Below are 19,105 nucleotides of genomic sequence, written 5' to 3' on the forward strand. Positions count from 1 at the left end.
TAGCTGCGAGAACGCAGGTGGGAGCGCCTCGAACAGCCTCGGGGCGCAACACCGCGTCACGGACGTCGTTACAATGGAACGCACACCCGCCAGTCAAGATCGGCGGGGAGATCCCCTGAACTCTGGCGACCGAGGTTTCGCGCCCTCTGGTCAGCCTTGAACGACCGTCGCGAAAGGGCGTACGTGGCAGCCGCAGAAACCGCAACCCGACGCTCCAGCTCCGCCGCGAGCGCCGCCAAGACCACCAAGTCGACCGCGGCCGGCGAGGCCGAGGAGACGACGAAGCGCAAGACGACCGCTGCGGCAGCCAAGAAGCCCGCAGCCAAGGCCGCCGGCGCCAAGACCACCCGCGCTCCGCGCAAGGCAGGGGCCAAGGACGCCGCCGCCAAGGGCGGGCCGAAGAAGGCCGGCGAGGGCGACGAGCCGGAGGACGTGGAAGGCGCTCCCGGCGAAGGCGACCTGGAGGACGTCGAGCTGGTCGACGAGCCGATCGCCGACGAGCCGGAAGAGGCCGAGGACCCCAAGAGCGAGGGCGACTTCGTCTGGGACGAGGAGGAGTCCGAGGCCCTGCGCCAGGCGCGCAAGGACGCGGAGCTCACCGCCTCGGCCGACTCGGTCCGCGCCTACCTCAAGCAGATCGGCAAGGTCGCCCTCCTCAACGCCGAGGAGGAGGTCGAGCTGGCCAAGCGCATCGAGGCCGGTCTCTACGCCGCCGAACGCGTGCGCCGCTCCGAGGAGGAGGCCGAGAAGCTCACGCCGCAGCTGCGCCGCGACCTGCGCTGGATCGTCCGCGACGGCGAGCGCGCCAAGAACCACCTGCTCGAGGCGAACCTCCGCCTCGTCGTGTCGCTGGCCAAGCGCTACACCGGCCGCGGCATGGCGTTCCTGGACCTGATCCAGGAGGGCAACCTGGGCCTGATCCGCGCGGTCGAGAAGTTCGACTACACCAAGGGCTACAAGTTCTCCACGTACGCCACGTGGTGGATCCGCCAGGCGATCACCCGCGCGATGGCCGACCAGGCCCGCACCATCCGCATCCCGGTGCACATGGTCGAGGTCATCAACAAGCTGGGTCGCATCCAGCGCGAGCTGCTGCAGGACCTGGGCCGCGAGCCCACTCCCGAAGAGCTCGCCAAGGAAATGGACATCACGCCGGAGAAGGTGCTGGAGATCCAGCAGTACGCGCGTGAGCCCATCTCGCTGGACCAGACGATCGGTGACGAGGGCGACAGCCAGCTCGGTGACTTCATCGAGGACTCGGAAGCCGTCGTCGCCGTGGACGCCGTCTCGTTCACGTTGCTGCAGGACCAGCTGCAGTCCGTGCTCGCGACGCTGTCCGAGCGCGAGGCGGGCGTCGTCCGGCTGCGCTTCGGCCTCACCGACGGCCAGCCGCGCACGCTCGACGAGATCGGCCAGGTCTACGGCGTCACGCGGGAACGCATCCGGCAGATCGAGTCGAAGACGATGTCGAAGCTGCGGCACCCGTCGCGGTCGCAGGTCCTGCGCGACTACCTCGACTAGGACAGCGTCTTACAAAGACATACGCACGACGGCCCCGCACCGGTTCGGTGCGGGGCCGTCGTGCTTCCAAGTCAGGTGCTTGCGAGGGCATTTTGATCACGGTTCCGCGTCCGAATCGTGGGACGTTCGTGACCTGTTCGCTGCGGGCGGACAAGAGCAACCGATATCACACTCCCGGTTGCACGCAACCGACCGAACGGCCCTGAAGGGCTGCTCCACCAGCACGTTTTCGGTTGCTGTGGGTACCTGTCAAGCCGGTGAACCGGTGGCAAACCCAGGTGTGAGCCTGCGTCAAGCGGGTAAATCCCGGAGTGACGCGAGTCGCCACGCACACGGGAACACTGACTATCGCCAAAACGTCTGTCAGAGTGGAGCCAGCGAGCACGCGCACCAAGCCAGGGGCGCTGTGGTCGCAGCTTGGTAAGAGGGCACCGGAACACAACGTTTCGTTGCTGGGACGGAGGGAGATTCATCATGACTGCAGCACTCACCCGCCCCGAGTTGACCGCTGCCGACCGCTGCGACCGCTGCGGGGCTGCTGCCCAGGTTCGCGCCTTGCTCCCGTCCGGGGGCGAGCTGCTGTTCTGCGGGCACCACGCTCGCGCGCACAGTGAGAAGTTGCGCGAACTCGCTGCTGAGATTCAGCAGGGCTGACTTCCACCCCACCTAGCCGCTCGGGCCGGAGATCCACTGGATCTCCGGCCCCTTCGCTTCCGCGGGTGGTCTCCCCAGTGGTCAGATGGTGTCGAGCACCGGTTCGAAGGCCAGCTCCGCTGCGCCGACGAGCTTCGCGTCCCTGCCCAGCGGGGACGTGACGACCTGGGTGCCGCCGACAGCCCTGGAGACGAGGCTGCGCCGCTGCACGGCCGCGCTGACCCCGTCGACCACCGACGCCGGCAGCGCCGTGTAGAGGTCGCCCAGCACGACCATCTCCGGGCCGAGGACGTTGACGATGTTCGCGAGCCCCAGTGCGAGCCAGTCGGCGAACTCGTCGAGCACGGACGGGTCGTCGAGTGCCCGCAGCGCCGCGACGACAGCGCCGCGCGGGGCGTCGTCGGGCAGGCCGAGTGCCCGGCACAGCGCCGGTTCCCCGACCTCGGTCTCCCAGCAGCCGGTGCAGCCGCAGTAGCACTGCCGCCCGCGCGGGTTGACCACCATGTGCCCCAGCTCGCCGACGTAGCCGCCGGTGCCGCGCAACGGCTGCCCCGACAGGATCACGCCGCCGCCGACGCCCACGTCGGCGGAGATGTAGACCATGTCCGAGGACTGCTGCGCCGCGCCGCGCACGTGCTCCGCGAGCGCACCGAGCTCCGCGTCGTTGCCGACCTGGACGGGCACCTTCAGCACCGCCTCCAGGCGTGTGCCGAGGGCCACGTCCGTCCAGTGCAGGTTCGGTGCCTCGTGCACGTGCCCGTCGGCACGCCGCACGACTCCGGGCACCGAGACGCCCACTCCGACGGCGGTGGCGTCGAGGTCGTCGGCCATGAGGCGCGCCGAGTCGACGATGTGCGTGATGACCTCACCCGGATCACGCGTCCGGTGCAGGTTCCAGCTGTCCCGCCCGAGGATCTCCCCACCGAGGCCGACGAACCCCATCGCCACGTGCTCCACGCGCACGTCGATCGCGATCACGACCGCCGCGTGCGGCTGGGGCAGGACGAGCAGGGACGGGCGGCCCGCTCCGCTGCGCAGAGCGGGCACGCGTTCGGCGACCACGCCGGCTTCGGCGAGACCGTCCACCAGTGCCTTGATCGTGCTGCGGTTGAGCCCGAGCTCGGCCGCGAGCGACGCCCTGGTGGACGGTCCGTCGACGTGCAGGCGGCGCAGCAGCGCCGTCCTGTTGTGCCTGCGGATCTCGTCGGGACGGGTGCCGGACGTGGGTCCAGTCACCGCGTCAGCGAGCCGAGTTCGCCGCTCGGCGTCGGGACAGGGCGTCGACGCTCGCGGCGAGCAGCAGGACCAGACCGGTCACGATGAACACGACCGCGGCGGGCTGCTTGAGCAGGCCCATGCCGTTCTGGATGATCGCGAGCACGGCGCCACCGATGACGGCGTCGCGCAGACGGCCCTTGCCACCGAACAGCGACGTGCCACCGATGACGGCCGCGCCGACCGACAGCAGCAGCGTGTTGCCACCACCGGCGTTCGGGTCGACCGAGCCGACCTTCGACGAGTACACGATCGCGCCGATCGCGGCGGCGGAGGAGGCGATCACGAAGACGCTCATCCGGATCCGCTCGACGTTGATGCCGGCCCGGCGCGCCGCTTCCTTGTTGCCACCCACGGCGTAGACGTGGCGGCCGTAGGAGGTGCGGTCAAGCACGAAGGTGCCGATCACCAGCAGCACGAGCACCAGCGGCACCACGTACGGCACACCCTCGATGACGACGAGGTTGCTCGGCGCGCGGTTGAGCGAGAGCGCGTAGGTGATGACGGCGGCCAGCACCGCGAGGGCACCGATCTTGGCCAGCACCAGCGTGGTCGGCTGGGCCACGAGGCCCCGGCGCAGGCGGGAGAAGTGCCGGGTGAGCACGACCGCCGCGTAGCCGCCGACGGCGACGACGAACAGCACCCACGAGCCGACGAAGTTCAGGTTGCCGTTGGCGACGTTGAAGATCGTGTCGTCCCGCAGGCCGAGCGTGCCGCCCTGGCCGATGAGCTGCAGCACGACACCGCCCCAGACGAGGAACAGCGCCAGGGTCACGACGAACGACGGGATGCCGACCTTCGCGACCAGGAAGCCGGTGATGCAGCCGATGGCCGCGCCGACGCAGACGGCGAGCAGCATCTCCAGCCAGGCGTTCGCGGGAACGCCGACGGCGGCGATCACCAGTGCGATGGCCGACAGCGCGGCGCCCGCCCAGATCTTCATCACCACGGCGAGCACGATCGCCAGCACCAGCAGGCCGCAGAACACGTAGAACACCGTGTCGCCCATGCCGCCGAGCAGGTTGCCGTTGTGGATCAGGTGCAGCGCCATCACCGCAGCGGTCACACCGGACGCGGTACCGGCCGACAGGTCGATCTCGCCGAGCAGCAGCACGAACACCAGGCCCATCGCGATGATGGTGATGCTGGCGCCCTGCTGGAGCAGGTTGGCGAGGTTGCCCAGGGTGAAGAACGTGTCGGACAGCGAGCTGAACACGATGAGCAGCACCACGAGCCCGAGGAGCGCGGGGAGCGAGCCGAGCTCGCCGCCGCGGACCCTGGCCCAGTAGTCGCGCACCGCTTCGCCGGTGGACATGGAGGTCGTGTCGATGCCGAAGTCGGAGATCGCGCCCTGCTGGGCGGTCTCCGCCTCGTGCGTTTCGGTGGTGTCGGTCATGCTGGCCTCTTCGGAACTCATCAGATCGTCGCCGCCTCGGGGCGGGCGATGCCCAGGTCACCGGAACGTCCGGCGGTGATCAGCTCGACCACCTGGCCGTGCGTGACGTCCTTGGACCCCACGACGGCGGCCATGCGGCCCAGGTACAGGCACGCGATGCGGTCGGCGACCTCGAAGACGTCGTTCATGTTGTGGCTGATCAGGACGACGCCCAGGCCCTGCTCGGCGAGCCGGCGGACCAGGTCGAGCACCTGGCGCGTCTGCGCGACGCCGAGTGCGGCGGTGGGCTCGTCGAGCAGCACGACCTTGCTGTTCCACAGCACGGCCTTGGCGATCGCCACGGTCTGGCGCTGACCACCGGACAGCGACGAGACCTGCGTGCGCACCGACTTCACCGTGCGCACCGACAGCGACGCCAGCGTCTTGCGCGCCGCCTGCTCCATGTCGGTCTCGTCGAGCAGACCGCCCTTGGTGCGCTCGCGGCCGAGGAACATGTTCTGGACGATGTCGAGGTTGTCGGCCAGCGCGAGGTCCTGGTAGACGACCTCGATTCCGAGCTCTGCGGCGTCGCGCGGGCCCTTGATGTGCACCGGTTCGCCGTTGAAAAGGACCTCACCCGAGTCCGTCGGGTGGATGCCCGCAATGCACTTGACCAGCGTCGACTTGCCCGCGCCGTTGTCGCCGACGAGGGCGGTGACCTCGCCGGGGTTCACGACGAGGTCGATGTCGTGCAGGACGTGCACGGGACCGAAGCTCTTGTTGATGCCGCGCAGCTCGAGAATCGGCTCGCTCACTGGGGGTTCCTCCGGAGTTACCACGCGCCGAGGCGGGGTGCGCAGTCCGCACCCCGCCTGGACGCAAGCGGTCCTACTACTTGATGCCGAGCTCGGTGCAGGCGGCCTGGGTGTCGGCCACGCAGATCTCCGAGGCCTTGACGAAGCCCGCGTCGACCACGGACTTGACCTTGTCCTTGGTGATCAGCTGAGCGGTGAGCAGCACGGACTTGACGTCGCGGTTGGCCTTGCCGTCCTTCGTCGTGCCGGTCGCGAGGGCGTCGGCGGCGGCCGTGTCGCCCTTGGCGAGGGCGGCGGCCAGCTTGGCGGCGGCCTCGGCCTCGTCCTTGATCGGCTTGAAGACGGTCATGTACTGGTCACCGCGGAGCACGGCCTGCAGACCGTCCGGGGTGGCGTCCTGACCGGTGACCGGGACCTTGCCGTTCAGGCCAACCTTCTTGAGGACCGTGATCACCGCGCCGGCGAGGCCGTCGTTCGCGGCGACGACGCCGTCCACCTTGCCGCCGTTGGAGGTCAGGATCTGCTCGAAGACCTGGCCACCCTTCTGGTTGTCCCAGTTGTCGATCGGCTGGGACTGCACGAGCTTGAGCTTGCCGGACTCGTAGAGCGGCTTGAGGACCTTCTGCTGCCCCTCGTGGAACAGGGTCGCGTTGTTGTCCGTCGGCGCGCCCTCGACCTCGATGACGTTCGCGCCCTGCGGCGCGGCCTTCAGCGCGTCCGCGAGGCCCTGGCCCTGCAGCTCGCCGACCTTCACGTTGTCGAACGACACGTAGTAGGACGAGGAGCCACCGGTGTTCAGGCGGTCGTAGTCGATGACCTGGATGCCCTGGGCCTGCGCCTTCTTGGCGACGGAGGCGCCGACCTCGCTGTTGGGCGTGGCGATGATCAGGACCTTGACGCCGGCGTTGATCATGCCGTCGGCGAGGGTGCTGAACTTCTGGACGTCGCCCTGGGCGTTCTGGATGTCGGGGACGAGCCCCTCCTTCTCCAGAGCGGCCTTGAGGAGCGGCTTGTCGAAGCCCTCCCAGCGTGCGGAGGAGGCGGTCTCAGGAAGGATCACGCCGACCTTCGCGCCACTGCCGCTGCCAGAGTTCGTTTCGGTGCTTCCCCCGGTGCCGGAGGACGTGTTGGCGCCGCACGCCGAAACCGCCAGGGCGAGGCCCGCGGTAACGGCGATGGAAGCGAGAGTCTTGCTGCGCATCCGCCATCCCTTTCACTGCGCTGTGTCACAGAGAATGTTGTGGCGCACAACGTATGCCCGACATACGCGTGACCGGAACCACACTGCATCGATTAAGTCGTCACGATGCGGTAACTCTGCCGCAATTTAGCTACCGAGCGTTGTGAGAGCGTTACCAAGGCACTACTGCAACCAGTACTGATATATCGGATATCAGTTGTCGGCAGGTGAATCGATGGCCGGTCGAACGACCCGTCGAACCAGCTGTCGAACGCTCTCCGCGTCCGGCCGCGCCTGCCGGTCGGCGAACAACAGGTGGGCGCTGCCGATGAGCATCGGCGCCAGGCCGTCGAACTCGACGCCGGCCTCGACCCGGCCGAGCCGCTGCTCCGCGGCGAGGTAGGCCGCGATCAGCTCGACCGCCTCGGTCAGCACCGGCACCCCGGCGGGCCAGGTGTCACGCAGCCGGGCGCGCAACTCGTCCCTGAAGGTGATCAGCGCGACCACCGACACGGCGACGGACGTGAAGACCGCCTCGACGGCCTCGGCCAGGTTGCCGACGACCGTCCCCTCACCCGCGGTCAGCTCCGCGAGCCGTCGTTCCGTCCTGGTCGCGCGGTCCACGACGAACGCGGCGAGGAACGCGTCGAAGTCCGCGAAGTGCCGGTGCAACACACCTTTGGCGACGCCTGCGGTCTCCGTGACCGCGCGGCTGGTCAACGCGCTGGGCCCGCCCTCGCGCAGCACTTGCTCGGCCGCGCCGAACAGCTGTTCCCGCACGTCACGCAGATGCACCCCGGTCGGCACGGCTCGCGCCTCCACCCTCGCTCGGTTCACAAGTGGGCGCATGCCCACTATGGTGGGCACATGCCCACTCTAGCCGGGTGGTCGCAGAGCTTCGGCTCGGACGCCGACCGCTACGACCGCGCTCGCCCGCCCTACCCCGCCGAGATGGTCGACCGGATCGCCCGCATCGGACGCGGTCCTGACACGGGCTCGGGCCGGAGCCCCAGCGCGAGTTCCGACACGGGCGCGGGCCAGGGTCTCGACGCAGGCTTGGGCCGGATTCCCGACACGAGTTCCGGCCGCAGTTCCGCCATGGGCTCCAGCCGGGTTCCCGACGCGAGTTCTGGCCGGGGTTCCAACACGGGCTCCGGCCACAGTCTCGACATGGGCTCCGGCGCAACCTCCGAACGCGGGCCCAACACAGACTCCGGCCTGGGCTACGCCACTGGCTCCGGCGCGAATCCCGACATGGGCTTTGGCCATGGCCCCGACACCGGCTCCGCCCTGGGCCTCGGCACCGGTCCGCGCGTGCTCGACGTCGGCTGCGGCACGGGCATCGCCGCCCGGCAACTGCGGGACGCGGGCTGCACCGTGCTCGGTGTCGAGCCCGACGAGCGGATGGCCGAGTTCGCCCGCGGCACCGGTGTGATCGTCGAGACGGCGGCGTTCGAGAGCTGGGACCCGGCCGGCCGCACGGTCGACACCGTCGTCGCGGCCCAGTCGTGGCACTGGGTCGATCCCGCTGTCGGCCCCGCTCAGGTCGCGCGGGTGCTGCGGCCCGGTGGGTTGTTCGTCGCGCTGTGGCACGTGTTCACGCCGCCGGACCCGGTTGCCCGGGCCTTCGCCGATGCGTACCGGCGCGTCGTGCCCGACGCACCGTTCCAGCTCAGCACGACGGCCGAGCAGGCGCTGCAGAGCTACGCGACTGGCTGTGCCCGGACCGCCGACGCGTTCCTGGCCACCGGCGAGTTCAGCGGTGCCGAGCAGTGGCGTGCCGACTGGGAGCACAGCTACACGACCGGCAGCTACCTCGACCTCATGCTCACCACGGGCTCGCTCACGCCGCTCGCCCGCGACAAGGTCGATGTCGTCGTCGACGCCGTCAGCAACGCGATCGACGCCATGGGTGGTGGCTTCACCGCGAGCTACAGCACGCTCGCGGTCGCCGTCGTCCGAGCTTGAGCGATATATCGCATACGGGATATCGCATACTGGATACCGGATATGGCATATCGCCTGATCAGCGATGTGCCATATCCGATATATCGGCGCTCACCAGGAGCGGAGCGTCGCGATCCGCTCTTCGAGCTGCTCGATGCTCGCCATCGCCGTCACCGGGCCACCGCAGTACTCGCGCAGCTGGTTGTGGATCTTGCCGTGCGGCTTCTTCGTGCGGTGGTGGTGCATGGCGACGAGGGTGTTGAGCTCCTTGCGCAGTGAGGCGAGCCGTTCCTGGACGCTGGCCGTCCGCACCTCCCGCACCGGGGCTTCCGCCTTGGGGCGCTTGGCCGCTGACGCGAGCTGCTCCTCCTGGCGTTGCAGCAGGAGCGTGCGCACCTGGTCGGGCTCCAGCAGCCCCGGCAGGCCGAGGTACTCCTGCTCCTCCTGCGAGCCCGCGAACGCCGCCGTGCCGAACGACGAACCGTCGTAGATGACCTGGTCGAGCTCGGCGGTGGTGCCCAGCGCGGTGAAGGCGCGTTCCTCCTCGCCGGGTTCGTCCTTGGTCTGGTTCGCGTCGGCGAGCAGCTCGTCGTCCCAGCCGTCCTTCTCCCGGTGCGGCTTGCCCAGGACGTGGTCGCGCTGGGCCTCCAGCTCGGCCGCGAGCTGCAGCAGGACCGGCACCGAGGGCAGGAACACCGACGCGGTCTCGCCGGGCTTGCGGGCGCGCACGAAGCGTCCGACGGCCTGCGCGAAGAACAGCGGGGTCGACGACGACGTGGCGTACACGCCGACCGCGAGCCGCGGGACGTCGACGCCCTCGGACACCATGCGGACGGCGATCATCCAGCGTTCGTTCGTCGCGGCGAACTCGGCGATCTTGCCGGAGGCCTTCGGGTCGTCGGAGAGGACGACGGTCGCGGTGTGGCCGGTCACGCGCAGGAGCACCTGCGCGTAGGCCTTCGCCGTCTCCTGGTCGGTCGCGATCACCAAGCCGGCGGCGTCGGGGATGCCGTTCTCGCGCTTCTGCGTGAGCCGCTGGTCGGCGGCGCGCAGCACGGAGGCCATCCAGTCGCCGGCCGGGTCCAGCGCGGTGCGCCAGGCCCGCGCGGTCTGCTCCTGGGTGAGCGGTTCGCCCAGCCGTGCCGTGAACTCCTCGCCCGCGCTGGTCCGCCACGACGCCTCACCCGAGTACGCCATGAAGAGCACGGGCCGGACGACGCCGTCGCGCAGCGCGTCGGAGTAGCCGTAGGTGTGGTCGGCCTTCGAGGTCTTGAACCCGCCCGCGCCCTCCTCGTACTGCACGAACGGGATCGGCGAGTCGTCGGAGCGGAACGGCGTGCCGGTCAGGCACAGCCGGCGCACGGCGGGCGTGAACGCCTCGCGGATCGCGTCACCCCACGACTTCGCGTCACCGCCGTGGTGGATCTCGTCGAGCAGCACGAGCGTCTTGCGGTTCTCCGTGCGCACCCGGTGCAGCGACGGGTGCGCGGCGACCTGGGCGTACGTGACCGCGACACCGTGGTAGTCGCGGGAGGTGATCGCGTTGGTGTTGCGGAAGTTCGAGTCGATCGCGATGCCCTGCTCGGCCGCGGACTTCGCCCACTGGTGCTTGAGGTGCTCGGTGGGCGTGACGATCGTGACGGCCTCGATCGTGCGGTCGGCGAGCAGCTCGGCCGCCACCCGGAGGCCGAAGGTCGTCTTCCCCGCACCGGGCGTGGCGACGGCGAGGAAGTCCTGGGGCTTCGCCGCCAGGTACTTGGTCAGCGCGCGGCGTTGCCATGCCCGCAGCGGTCGCATTGCTGCTGTCGCTGTCGCTGTCGCTGTCACAGACGTGTTTCTCCTCGTTTGCGCAGGTCGAACGTGGTTTCGACACAAAACTGCCCTCAGGCAGGCCGTCGCCGAGGGCACCCCGACCCTACCTGTTCCGGACGCCGATGCCGCGAAACGTGGCCACATGCACCATGCTTGACCTTGCGATGGGCTCGCCTACCGACAACGACGCACGCAGGTCCGGCCGCAAGACGCCGCTGCGTCTACTGGCGCGCACGCTGTCGAAGGCGTGGCAGGGAAACATCTTCTCAGAAGCCGCCGAGGCCGCGTTCTGGCAGACGCTCTCGTTCCCCCCGCTGCTGCTCGGAGTGCTGGGCGCCATGGGTTACCTCGGCGACTGGTTCGGCTCCGCGGTCGTGAGCGCCGTCCAGGACAGGATCATCGGGTTCACCCGGACGATCTTCAGCGGGGACGTGGTGAACGGGGTGATCCAGCCGACGGTCACCGAGATCCTGAGCACCGGCAAGGGCGAGATCGTCTCCATCGGCTTCCTGATCTCGCTGTGGGCGGGGTCTTCGGCGATGTCGTCGTTCGTGGACGCGATCACGGTCGCGCACGGCCAGTACGGCGTGCGCAACGAACTGTGGCAGCGCCTGTTCGCCCTGCTGCTGTACATGGTGTCGCTGGTCGCGCTGGTGGTCGGCCTGCCGGTGCTGGCGCTGGGCCCGGAAATCCTGCCGCAGCTGTTCCCGGCGTCGTGGCAGCCCTACGTCGAGACGTGGGTGAGCCGCTTCTACTACCCCGGTGTGGGGCTGCTGCTCGTGCTGTCGCTGTCGATGCTCTACAAACTCGCCCTGCCGCGGAAGCTGCCGTGGCACCGGGTGCTGCCCGGCGCGGTCCTCGCGATGGCGGTGTTCATCCTGTCGTCGATCGGCCTGCGCCTGTACATCCAGTGGATCACCACCACCGGCTACACCTACGGCGCGCTGGCGACGCCGATCGCGTTCCTGCTGTTCGTGTTCTTCATCGGCCTGGCGATCACGATCGGCGCGTACTTCAACAGCGCCATCCAGGACATGTGGCCCGCGAAGATGACCCGCCGCCAGCGCCGCCGGTGGCGCCGCCTGGAGCTGGAACGCGCCGCGTCGCGCATCCGCGAGGAGGCCGCGCGGCCCCGGCCGGCCAGGCCGGAGCAGACCGCCCACACCGCGCCCTCTCCCGCCGACACGCAGCTCACGACACCGTTACCGGTCCAGGCCGTCAAGCAGGAACGCGAACGCACCAGCGGCCCCTGACAGGTCCGCGACGCACGCGAGCCCCGGCGCCTGAGCAGCAGGCGCCGGGGCTCGCGTCGCAGGACAGGAGGGCTACTCCTCGCCGCCGCCCTCGGGCAGGTTCTCGTAGATCTTCTTGCAGTCCGGGCACACCGGCGAACCGGGCTTCGGCGACCGCGTGACCGGGAAGACCTCGCCGCACAGTGCGACCACGTGGGTGCCCATCACGGCGCTCTCGGCGATCTTCGCCTTGCGCACGTAGTGGAACATCTTCGGGGCGTCGTCCGAGGACTGGTCGGTCTCATCCGGCCGTACGTCGACCTCGGGGAGAGTCTGGGTGCTCACCCGCCCAGAGTACCTGGGAAGATGCCCTCTCGTGACTACGCTGCACATCGCTGAGGAAGTTGCCGCCGCACTGGCCGAGAACCGGCCGGTCGTCGCACTTGAGAGCACGATCCTGTCCCACGGGCTGCCCGCCCCGCGCAACCTGACCGTCGCCGCACGCCTGGAGCGCGTGGTGCGGGAGGCCGGTGCCGTCCCGGCCACGATCGCCGTGCTCGACGGCGTGCCGCACATCGGCCTCACCACCGCCGAGCTGGAGCGGGTCTGCTCCGAGGAGCTGCTGAAGCTGTCCCTGCGCGACCTGGGCGCCGCCTGCGCGCTCGGCCGCAGCGGTGCCACGACCGTGGCGTCCACGACCGCGCTCGCCCACCGGGCCGGCATCCGCGTGTTCGGCACCGGCGGCCTCGGCGGTGTGCACCGCGGCGCGCACGAGACGTGGGACGTCTCGGCCGACCTCGACGTGGTCGCGACGACGCCGGTGCTCGTGGTGTCCTCCGGGGTGAAGTCGATCCTCGACATGGGCGCGACGCTGGAGGTGCTGGAGACCCGGTCCGTGCCGGTCGTCGGCTACCGGACCGACCGCTTCCCCGCGTTCTACCGGCGCGAGTCGGAGTTCGGCGTGCCGTGGCGGGTCGAGGACGCGAAGCAGGCGGCCGCGGTGTTCGCGGCGGGCGAGCGCGGCATGCTGCTGGTCAACCCGATCCCGGAGGCGTTCGAGATGGACGCCGGGCTGCACGACCGGCTGCTCGCCGAGGGCCTGCGGAAGCTCGTCGACGGCGACGTGCGCGGCAAGGACGTCACGCCGGTGCTGCTGGAGCACTTCCACACCGCGAGCGGGGGCGTGAGCCTCGACGCGAACGAGGAGCTCGTCGTCAGCAACGTCCAGGTCGCGGCCGAGGTCGCGGTGGAGCTGTGCCGGTGAGGCCGGTCGTCGTGGTCGGCGATGCCGGCCTGGACGTCGTCGCCCGCCACTCCGGCCCCATCGCGCACGGCGGTGACGTGCGCGCGAAGGTGACGATCGAACCCGGCGGCGCGGGCGCGAACACGGCCGTGTGGCTGGCCGCGTGCGGTGCGTCGCCGGTGCTGGTCGCGCGCGTGGGCGCCGACTCGGCGGGACGGCAGGTGCACGCCGAGCTGACCGCCGCGGGTGTGCGGTGCGCGTTCGCGGTCGACCCGGACCTCGCGACGTGCTGCGTGGTCGTGCTGGTCGACGAGAACGGCCAGCGCTCGATGCTGCCCGACCGCGGAGCGAACGCCCGGTTCTCCCCCGCCGACCTCGACCCCGGCCTGCTCGCGGGCGCGGACGGCCACCTGCACCTGTCCGGTTACGTGCTGCTCGACGCCACCTCGCGGCCCGCCGGGCTGGCGGCGCTGGCGGCTGCGCGGGCGGCCGGCTGGACCACGTCGGTGGACCCGCAGGCCGCGGTGCTGATCGAGGCCACGCCGTGGTTCCTGGAGGACGTGCGGGGCGTCGACGTGCTGATGCCCAACGCCGACGAGCTGGCGGCGCTGGCGGGCTCACCCGACCCGGCCGCGGCCAAGCAGCTGCTCTCGCACGTCGGGACCGTCGTGGTCACCTCCGGCCCGGACGGTGCCTCGTGGGTCGACGCCGACGAGATCGTGTCGGTTCCGGCCGAGCGCGCCGAGTGCGTCGACTCGACCGGTGCCGGTGACGCGTTCGACGCGGGGTTCCTCGCGGCGTGGCTCTCGGGTGCGTCCAAGCGCGACGCGCTGCTCGGTGGCGTGCGCGCGGGTTCGCGGGCGGTCGCCGTCGTCGGCGCCCAGCCGCCCCGTTAACCGTCGATGACGGTCGTGCTCTTCGGTGCGATCGCGCGGCGTTCGACCTGGTGCCGGTTCACCTTCTCGGACTTGCGCGGCGGCCGGTCGTTCGCGATCAGCACGGCCATCCACGGCAACGGCACGGACAGCACGATGAAGAACAGCGCGAGCCACCACGTGTGCGCGAACAGCGCCGCGAGGATGAGACACGGGAAGCGCAGGCTCATCATGATCGCGTACTTGCGGCGCCGGGCGGCGTGCTGTTCCTCGTAGGACGGGGCCGCCTCGGTGATCAACACCGGGGTGTCGTTCCGGTCTGGACTGCTCACGACACCACCTCCGGCATCCATGGTCGCACGTCCGGGTGACGACCGGGACGGCCGGTCGGCGGTTAACATCCGCGGGTGGTCGCCCTTGATCGCCTCGTGGACGTGCTCGGCAGCCTGGGCACGCACCTGGCGTGCGCGCCGAGGGGCCGTGCCGCCGAGCTGCGCGGGGTCGCCCTGCACGACCCGGCCGAGAACACGCCCGCCGCCGCGGGGGACGTGCTGCTGGGCCTGGGCACGCCGTCGGTCGCCGCGGCGGCCCGGCTGGTGTCGTCGACCGCAGCCTCCGCGGTGGTGCTGCACGGCAGGCCGCCACTGGACGAACGGGTCGTGGTCGCCGCGAAGAAGTCCGGCGCGGCCGTGCTGCTCGTGGACCCCTCGGTGCCGTGGAGCCAGCTCGCGAACGTGACGCAGACACTGGTCAACGGCGGCACGCGCACCGGTGACCTGTTCGGGCTGGCCGACGTCATCGCGGGCGTGGTCGGCGGACCGGTGACGATCGAGGACCAGCAGTCCCGCGTGCTCGCCTACTCCTACCGCCAGCAGGACGTCGACCCGGTGCGGGTGCAGACCATCCTGGGCCGCCGGGTGCCGGAGGAGGCCCGGCGCGCGCTCGACGAGTACGGCGTCTTCACGCACCTCGCCTCGTCCGACGAACCGATCTTCGTGCCCAAGCTGACCCCGCAGCTGGGCAACCGCCTGGTGGCCGCCGTGCGCGCCGGACGCGAGCTGCTCGGTTCGGTGTGGGTGGAGGTGACCGGCCCGGTCGACGCGGCCCGCACGGCGGCGTTGGTGGACGGCGCGCGCACAGCCGCGTTGCACCTGCTGCGCTCGCGTGCCTCGACCGACCTCGAACGCCAGGCGGAGGCCGACCTGGTCATCCGGCTGCTCGAACACCCGGAGTCCGCGGACGTCGCCCGGCTCGGCCTGCCGTCGGCGGACCTGCGGGTGATCGCGGTGCAGGCGCACGCGGGCGAGGGCGAGCACGGGGCGGCGGTGCTGGCGTTCCAGCGGGCGACCGCGGGCTTCGGCTGGTCGCGGCCGGGGCGCAGCGCGTTGTTCGGCAACGTCCTCTACACGGTGATCCCCGCCGCCGACGACGCCGTCGACTGGGTGCGCTCGCTGGTGCGGGAGCTGCCGGCGGAGGCGACGGTGCTGGCCGGTGTCGGCGGGCCGGCCGAGGCGACGCAGCTGCCGACCTCGCGCCAGGAGGCCGACGAGTGCCTGGCGCTGTCGACGGGTGAGCCGGTCGTGTACGACGACGCGTGGGCACGGGTGCTGCTGCACCGGCTCGCGGCCGTCGCCGACGCCGGACGGCTGCCGACCCGTGGACCGATATCCAACATATTGCGACATGACGAGGAGTTCGGGACGAACTACGCATCGACGCTGAAGGCGTGGCTCGCAGCCCAGGGTGACGTGCGGGCCGCCGCGCGGGAGCTCAACGTGCACCCGAACACGCTGCGGTACCGCATGCAGAAGATGGCGGAGGTGACACCGCTTCCGCTCGACGACCCGGACCAGCGGCTGGCGATGGCGATCGCGCTGTCGGTGATGAGGCTGTCGGCCACGCGCTGATCCCGGTGCCGTGAAAACATGTGCAGCCGTGCACCCTGATCTTTCCGCCGACCTGTGCGCCCGCCTGCGCGAGGCCTTCGAGAACGCCGGCTACACCGCGGACGGCGTGGTCGACGCGCTCGGCCCGCAGGCCCACGCCGCCCTCGGCAGGGGCGAGCCGGAACCCGCCCGCCGCGCCAGCAGGGACGCCGGGACCCTCGGCACGCTGATCCGCCTGTTCCTGCTCGGCGACACCGAACCCGAGCAGGACGTCCGCAGGGCGCTGGCCGGGACCGACATCGACGACCTCGTCGCGAACGAGGTGCTGACGAGCGAGCTGACCGCCGGGCTGGACGTGCGGCCCTACGAGGACAACTGGTGGGTCATCGCCGACCTCGACTCCGACCTGCGCGGCGGTTCCGTGCCCGAGGACCACGTCCTGGGCGTCGGCCACGCCTCGATCAGCCTCGCCCGCGCCACCCGGCGCACCCCGGTCGGCTCGCTGCTCGACCTCGGCACCGGCTGCGGTGTCCAGGCGTTGCACGCCAGCAAGCACGCCGAACGCATCACGGCCACCGATCTGTCCGAGCGCGCGCTACGGCTCGCACAGGGCACGTTCCGCATCAACGGGCTGGACGTGGAGACGTTGCAGGGCGAGTGGTTCGGCCCGGTGCGCCACCGGCGGTTCGACCAGGTCGTGTGCAACCCGCCGTTCGTCGTCGGGCCGCCGCGGGTCGACTACGTCTACCGCGACTCCGGTCTCGGCGGTGACGACGCGTCGGCGCTGGTGATCCGGCAGCTGCCCGCGTTCCTCAACGAGGGTGGTGTGGGGCAGCTGCTCGCGTCCTGGGTGCACCGCAAGGGCGAGGACTGGGAGGAGCGCGTCTCCGGCTGGCTCCCCCGCGGCGGTGTGGACGCGTGGTTCGTGCAGCGCGACATCGCGGAGCCGGCGCTGTACGTCGGCACGTGGCTCAAGGACGCGGGCGTCGACCCGCGCAGTCCGGAGGGGCGGGCGAAGGCCGCCGCGTGGCTCGACTGGTTCGAGGAGAACGACGTCCAGGGCGTCGGGTTCGGGTACGTGACGCTGCGGCGCACCGACGAGCTGCACTCCGAGGTCGTGTGCGAGGACCTGCGGCACGCGTTCGACGACCCGCTGGGCCCGGAGGCGGCGCGGTGGCTCGACAACGTGGCGTGGCTGCGCGCGAACCCCGACCTGCTCGACCGGACGTTCCGGGTCGCGGACACCGTGCTGCTGGAGGAGGTGTCCGAGGCGGGCGAGGAGGGCTGGCGCAAGGTCGTGGCCCGGCTGCACCGCACCGACGGGCCCGGCTGGCAGCACGAGGTGGACGAGGCGACGGCCAAGCTCGTCGCCGGGTGCACGGGTGCGCTGCCGTTGGCGGACCTGCTCGCGTTGCTGGAGTTCGCGTATGGAGAAATCGATTCGGAAGCCGCGTTGCCGATCGTTCGTGATCTCATCCGGCACGGAATGTTGATTCCCGCGTGAAAGCCGTTGTGGCGCGCGTCACAGAGGCGAGTGTGGAAGTCGAAGGGGAGGTCGTCGGGGCGATCACCGAGCCCGGATTGCTGGTCCTGCTCGGCGTCCACCACGACGACACGGCGGCCCACGCCGCCAAAATGGCGCGCAAGTTGCACGGGCTGCGGATCCTCGATGACGAGCAGTCGTGCGAGTCGACCGGCGCTCCCCTGCTGGTCGTCAGCCAGTTCACCCTCTACGGGGACACGCGCAAGGGCCGCCGCCCGTCCTGGACGGCGGCCGCGCGGCCCGAGCACGCGGAACCGTTGGTGAACGCCGTCGTGGCGGAGCTGCGCCAAATGGGCGCACGGGTCGAAACGGGACGTTTCCGGGCGGAGATGAAGGTGCGGAGCGTGAACGACGGTCCGTTCACGGTGCTCGTGGAGGTCTGAGGAAAGGCTTCTCAGCCAATCCTCAGATTACTCGCGCAACCGTTGTGACAGCGGCGACGTCTTCAGGTCAGGAAGTCGGGAACGAATTCGGAATCCGGTTCGTTACCCCGGATGAGAGCCAGCAAGCGATGGGATCCACAGAGCGGGCCCGCCGCGAACCGGCACCAGGGCGCAGCGCCGCGCCGCCTTGACCACCGTGCCCGCGACCGCGTCGCCCGCAGCAGGGGGAGGGAGATCCATGACCGTCACCAGGATCTTCGACCGTGAAGTCGGAGACAACACCGCCGTCGAAGCAGCCGACCTCGACGCTCAGGGGCCAGCGGCCGACCTCGTTCGAGTCTACCTGAACGGAATCGGCAAGACAGCGCTGCTCACCGCCGAGGAGGAAGTCGACCTCGCGAAGCGCATCGAGGCGGGCGTGTTCGCCCACCACGTCCTGGAGACGGCCAAGCGCCTGACTCCCACCCGTCGCGAAGAGCTGGGGGAGCTCGTCCGCGACGGCCGCCGTGCCAAGGACCACCTGCTCAAGGCCAACCTGCGCCTCGTCGTGTCGCTCGCGAAGCGCTACACGGGCCGCGGCATGCCGCTGCTGGACCTGATCCAGGAGGGCAACCTGGGCCTGATCCGCGCGGTGGAGAAGTTCGACTACACCAAGGGCTTCAAGTTCTCGACGTACGCGACGTGGTGGATCCGCCAGGCCATCACCCGCGGCATGGCCGACCAGGGCCGCACCATCCGCCTCCCCGTCCACCTGGTCGAGCAGGTGAACAAGCTCGCGCGGATCAAGCGCGACCTGCACCAGTCGCTGGGCCGCGAGGCCACGCACGAGGAGCTCGCCAAGGAGTCGGGCATCTCCGTGGACAAGGTCTCCGACCTGCTCGACCACGCCCGTGACCCGGTATCGCTGGACATGCCGGTCGGCACGGAGGAGGACGCTCCCCTCGGTGACTTCATCGAGGACTCGGACGCGACCGACGCCGAGAGCGCCGTCATCTCCGGCCTGCTGCAGGACGACCTGCGCCGCGTGCTCGCCACGCTGGAGCCGCGCGAGCAGGCCGTGATCCGGCTGCGCTACGGCCTCGAAGACGGTCAGCCGCGCACCCTCGACCAGATCGGCAAGCGGTTCGGCCTGTCCCGCGAGCGGGTGCGCCAGATCGAGCGCGAGGTCATGTCGAAGCTGCGCCAGGGCGAGAGGGCCGCGAAGCTGCGGGCATACGCCTCCTGAGGCCCGTTGGGCCAGGTGGTGTCACGGTCGGATCTCAGGCGACCGCAAGCATTGACTTGTGACTCAACGCACGGCACGGTCGGGCGTTACCAAGCCACGCGACGCCCGCCGAGAGCCGGACGTCGCACACGGAGGAAGG

At 70.4% G+C, this 19,105-nt stretch carries 18 protein-coding genes; 10 read left to right on the forward strand and 8 right to left on the reverse strand.

All coding sequences use genetic code 11. The features are described from left to right. The first annotated feature begins 183 nt into the window (after window positions 1-183). Both ACZ7CH_RS35350 and ACZ7CH_RS35355 read left to right on the forward strand, forming a co-directional pair. The gene (locus ACZ7CH_RS35350) at window positions 184-1,521 is read left to right on the forward strand and encodes an RNA polymerase sigma factor (protein ID WP_360398314.1); all 1,338 of its coding nucleotides are present in this window, start codon (window positions 184-186) and stop codon (window positions 1,519-1,521) included. A 474-nt stretch (window positions 1,522-1,995) separates the two neighbouring features. Next, window positions 1,996-2,175 (forward strand): DUF7455 domain-containing protein, encoded by a 180-nt coding sequence (locus ACZ7CH_RS35355; protein ID WP_231642793.1) that lies wholly within the window; start codon window positions 1,996-1,998, stop codon window positions 2,173-2,175. An 81-nt stretch (window positions 2,176-2,256) separates the two neighbouring features. Here the strand turns inward: ACZ7CH_RS35355 and ACZ7CH_RS35360 are convergent, their stop codons facing one another. The 5 genes from ACZ7CH_RS35360 to ACZ7CH_RS35380 all read right to left on the reverse strand — a co-directional run bounded on the left by ACZ7CH_RS35360 (window position 2,257) and on the right by ACZ7CH_RS35380 (window position 7,627). After that, on the reverse strand, window positions 2,257-3,411 hold the full coding sequence (locus ACZ7CH_RS35360; protein WP_360398316.1) for an ROK family protein: 1,155 nt from the start codon (window positions 3,409-3,411) through the stop codon (window positions 2,257-2,259). 4 nt (window positions 3,412-3,415) lie between these two features. Next, the gene (locus tag ACZ7CH_RS35365; RefSeq protein ID WP_360398318.1) at window positions 3,416-4,846 is read right to left on the reverse strand and encodes a sugar ABC transporter permease; all 1,431 of its coding nucleotides are present in this window, start codon (window positions 4,844-4,846) and stop codon (window positions 3,416-3,418) included. A gap of 20 nt (window positions 4,847-4,866) precedes the next feature. Beyond that, on the reverse strand, window positions 4,867-5,640 hold the full coding sequence (locus ACZ7CH_RS35370; RefSeq protein ID WP_053738513.1) for an ATP-binding cassette domain-containing protein: 774 nt from the start codon (window positions 5,638-5,640) through the stop codon (window positions 4,867-4,869). Window positions 5,641-5,716: 76 nt separating this feature from the next. Next, entirely contained in the window at window positions 5,717-6,841 is a 1,125-nt protein-coding gene (locus ACZ7CH_RS35375) for a sugar ABC transporter substrate-binding protein (RefSeq protein ID WP_360398319.1), read from the reverse strand. A gap of 192 nt (window positions 6,842-7,033) precedes the next feature. Then, window positions 7,034-7,627 carry a TetR/AcrR family transcriptional regulator gene (locus ACZ7CH_RS35380; RefSeq protein ID WP_470375995.1) on the reverse strand — a complete coding sequence of 198 codons (594 nt, stop codon included), beginning with the start codon at window positions 7,625-7,627 and terminating at the stop codon, window positions 7,034-7,036. Between the two features lie 363 nt (window positions 7,628-7,990). On the opposite strand from ACZ7CH_RS35380, the gene ACZ7CH_RS35385 reads away from it, so the two are divergent. Next, a complete protein-coding gene (locus tag ACZ7CH_RS35385) occupies window positions 7,991-8,788 on the forward strand; it encodes a class I SAM-dependent methyltransferase (protein ID WP_470375925.1) in 798 nt (265 codons plus the stop codon). Window positions 8,789-8,878: 90 nt separating this feature from the next. Here ACZ7CH_RS35385 and ACZ7CH_RS35390 read toward each other — a convergent pair whose 3' ends face one another. Further along, window positions 8,879-10,564 (reverse strand): DEAD/DEAH box helicase, encoded by a 1,686-nt coding sequence (locus ACZ7CH_RS35390; protein ID WP_458433675.1) that lies wholly within the window; start codon window positions 10,562-10,564, stop codon window positions 8,879-8,881. 179 nt (window positions 10,565-10,743) lie between these two features. Between ACZ7CH_RS35390 and ACZ7CH_RS35395 the strand changes: the two genes are divergently transcribed. Continuing rightward, window positions 10,744-11,832, forward strand: a complete 1,089-nt coding sequence (locus ACZ7CH_RS35395; protein WP_458433676.1) for a YihY/virulence factor BrkB family protein — start codon at window positions 10,744-10,746, stop codon at window positions 11,830-11,832. Window positions 11,833-11,904: 72 nt separating this feature from the next. On the opposite strand, the gene ACZ7CH_RS35400 is transcribed toward ACZ7CH_RS35395, so the two are convergent. Next, a complete protein-coding gene (locus ACZ7CH_RS35400) occupies window positions 11,905-12,156 on the reverse strand; it encodes a DUF3039 domain-containing protein (RefSeq protein WP_360398327.1) in 252 nt (83 codons plus the stop codon). Between the two features lie 31 nt (window positions 12,157-12,187). Here ACZ7CH_RS35400 and ACZ7CH_RS35405 point away from each other — a divergent pair, with 31 nt between their 5' ends. Then, window positions 12,188-13,075 carry a pseudouridine-5'-phosphate glycosidase gene (locus tag ACZ7CH_RS35405; protein ID WP_360398329.1) on the forward strand — a complete coding sequence of 296 codons (888 nt, stop codon included), beginning with the start codon at window positions 12,188-12,190 and terminating at the stop codon, window positions 13,073-13,075. After that, entirely contained in the window at window positions 13,072-13,950 is an 879-nt protein-coding gene (locus ACZ7CH_RS35410) for a carbohydrate kinase family protein (RefSeq protein ID WP_360398331.1), read from the forward strand. The genes ACZ7CH_RS35405 and ACZ7CH_RS35410 overlap by 4 nt, the downstream gene beginning before the upstream one ends. Here the strand turns inward: ACZ7CH_RS35410 and ACZ7CH_RS35415 are convergent. After that, complete coding sequence (locus tag ACZ7CH_RS35415; RefSeq protein WP_360398333.1) at window positions 13,947-14,282, reverse strand: DUF3099 domain-containing protein; 336 nt, start codon at window positions 14,280-14,282, stop codon at window positions 13,947-13,949. The two genes, ACZ7CH_RS35410 and ACZ7CH_RS35415, sit on opposite strands and share 4 nt — an antisense overlap. A 54-nt stretch (window positions 14,283-14,336) precedes the next feature. Between ACZ7CH_RS35415 and ACZ7CH_RS35420 the strand changes: the two genes are divergently transcribed. The 4 genes from ACZ7CH_RS35420 (at window position 14,337) to ACZ7CH_RS35435 (ending at window position 18,966) form a co-directional block, all read left to right on the forward strand. Beyond that, window positions 14,337-15,836 (forward strand): PucR family transcriptional regulator, encoded by a 1,500-nt coding sequence (locus ACZ7CH_RS35420; RefSeq protein WP_458433679.1) that lies wholly within the window; start codon window positions 14,337-14,339, stop codon window positions 15,834-15,836. Window positions 15,837-15,864: 28 nt separating this feature from the next. After that, window positions 15,865-17,319 (forward strand): DUF7782 domain-containing protein, encoded by a 1,455-nt coding sequence (locus ACZ7CH_RS35425; RefSeq protein WP_470372256.1) that lies wholly within the window; start codon window positions 15,865-15,867, stop codon window positions 17,317-17,319. Beyond that, window positions 17,316-17,741 carry a D-aminoacyl-tRNA deacylase gene (gene dtd / locus ACZ7CH_RS35430; protein WP_360398339.1) on the forward strand — a complete coding sequence of 142 codons (426 nt, stop codon included), beginning with the start codon at window positions 17,316-17,318 and terminating at the stop codon, window positions 17,739-17,741. Before ACZ7CH_RS35425 ends, dtd begins: the two co-directional genes overlap by 4 nt. A 238-nt stretch (window positions 17,742-17,979) precedes the next feature. Beyond that, on the forward strand, window positions 17,980-18,966 hold the full coding sequence (locus tag ACZ7CH_RS35435) for a sigma-70 family RNA polymerase sigma factor (protein ID WP_360398341.1): 987 nt from the start codon (window positions 17,980-17,982) through the stop codon (window positions 18,964-18,966). Window positions 18,967-19,105: the final 139 nt, after the last annotated feature.

Source organism: Lentzea sp. NPDC037011, assembly GCF_055607425.1.

Excerpts from the sequence above, each read along its gene's own strand:
- ACZ7CH_RS35385 (WP_470375925.1), top strand. The coding sequence starts at position 7,991 with ATGGGCTCCGGCGCAACCTCCGAACGCGGGCCCAACACAGACTCCGGC.
- ACZ7CH_RS35355 (WP_231642793.1), top strand. The coding sequence starts at position 1,996 with ATGACTGCAGCACTCACCCGCCCCGAGTTGACCGCTGCCGACCGCTGC.
- ACZ7CH_RS35375 (WP_360398319.1), bottom strand. The coding sequence starts at position 6,841 with ATGCGCAGCAAGACTCTCGCTTCCATCGCCGTTACCGCGGGCCTCGCC.
- ACZ7CH_RS35435 (WP_360398341.1), top strand. The coding sequence starts at position 17,980 with ATGACCGTCACCAGGATCTTCGACCGTGAAGTCGGAGACAACACCGCC.
- ACZ7CH_RS35415 (WP_360398333.1), bottom strand. The coding sequence starts at position 14,282 with ATGGATGCCGGAGGTGGTGTCGTGAGCAGTCCAGACCGGAACGACACC.
- ACZ7CH_RS35365 (WP_360398318.1), bottom strand. The coding sequence starts at position 4,846 with ATGACCGACACCACCGAAACGCACGAGGCGGAGACCGCCCAGCAGGGC.
- ACZ7CH_RS35395 (WP_458433676.1), top strand. The coding sequence starts at position 10,744 with ATGGGCTCGCCTACCGACAACGACGCACGCAGGTCCGGCCGCAAGACG.
- ACZ7CH_RS35390 (WP_458433675.1), bottom strand. The coding sequence starts at position 10,564 with ATGCGACCGCTGCGGGCATGGCAACGCCGCGCGCTGACCAAGTACCTG.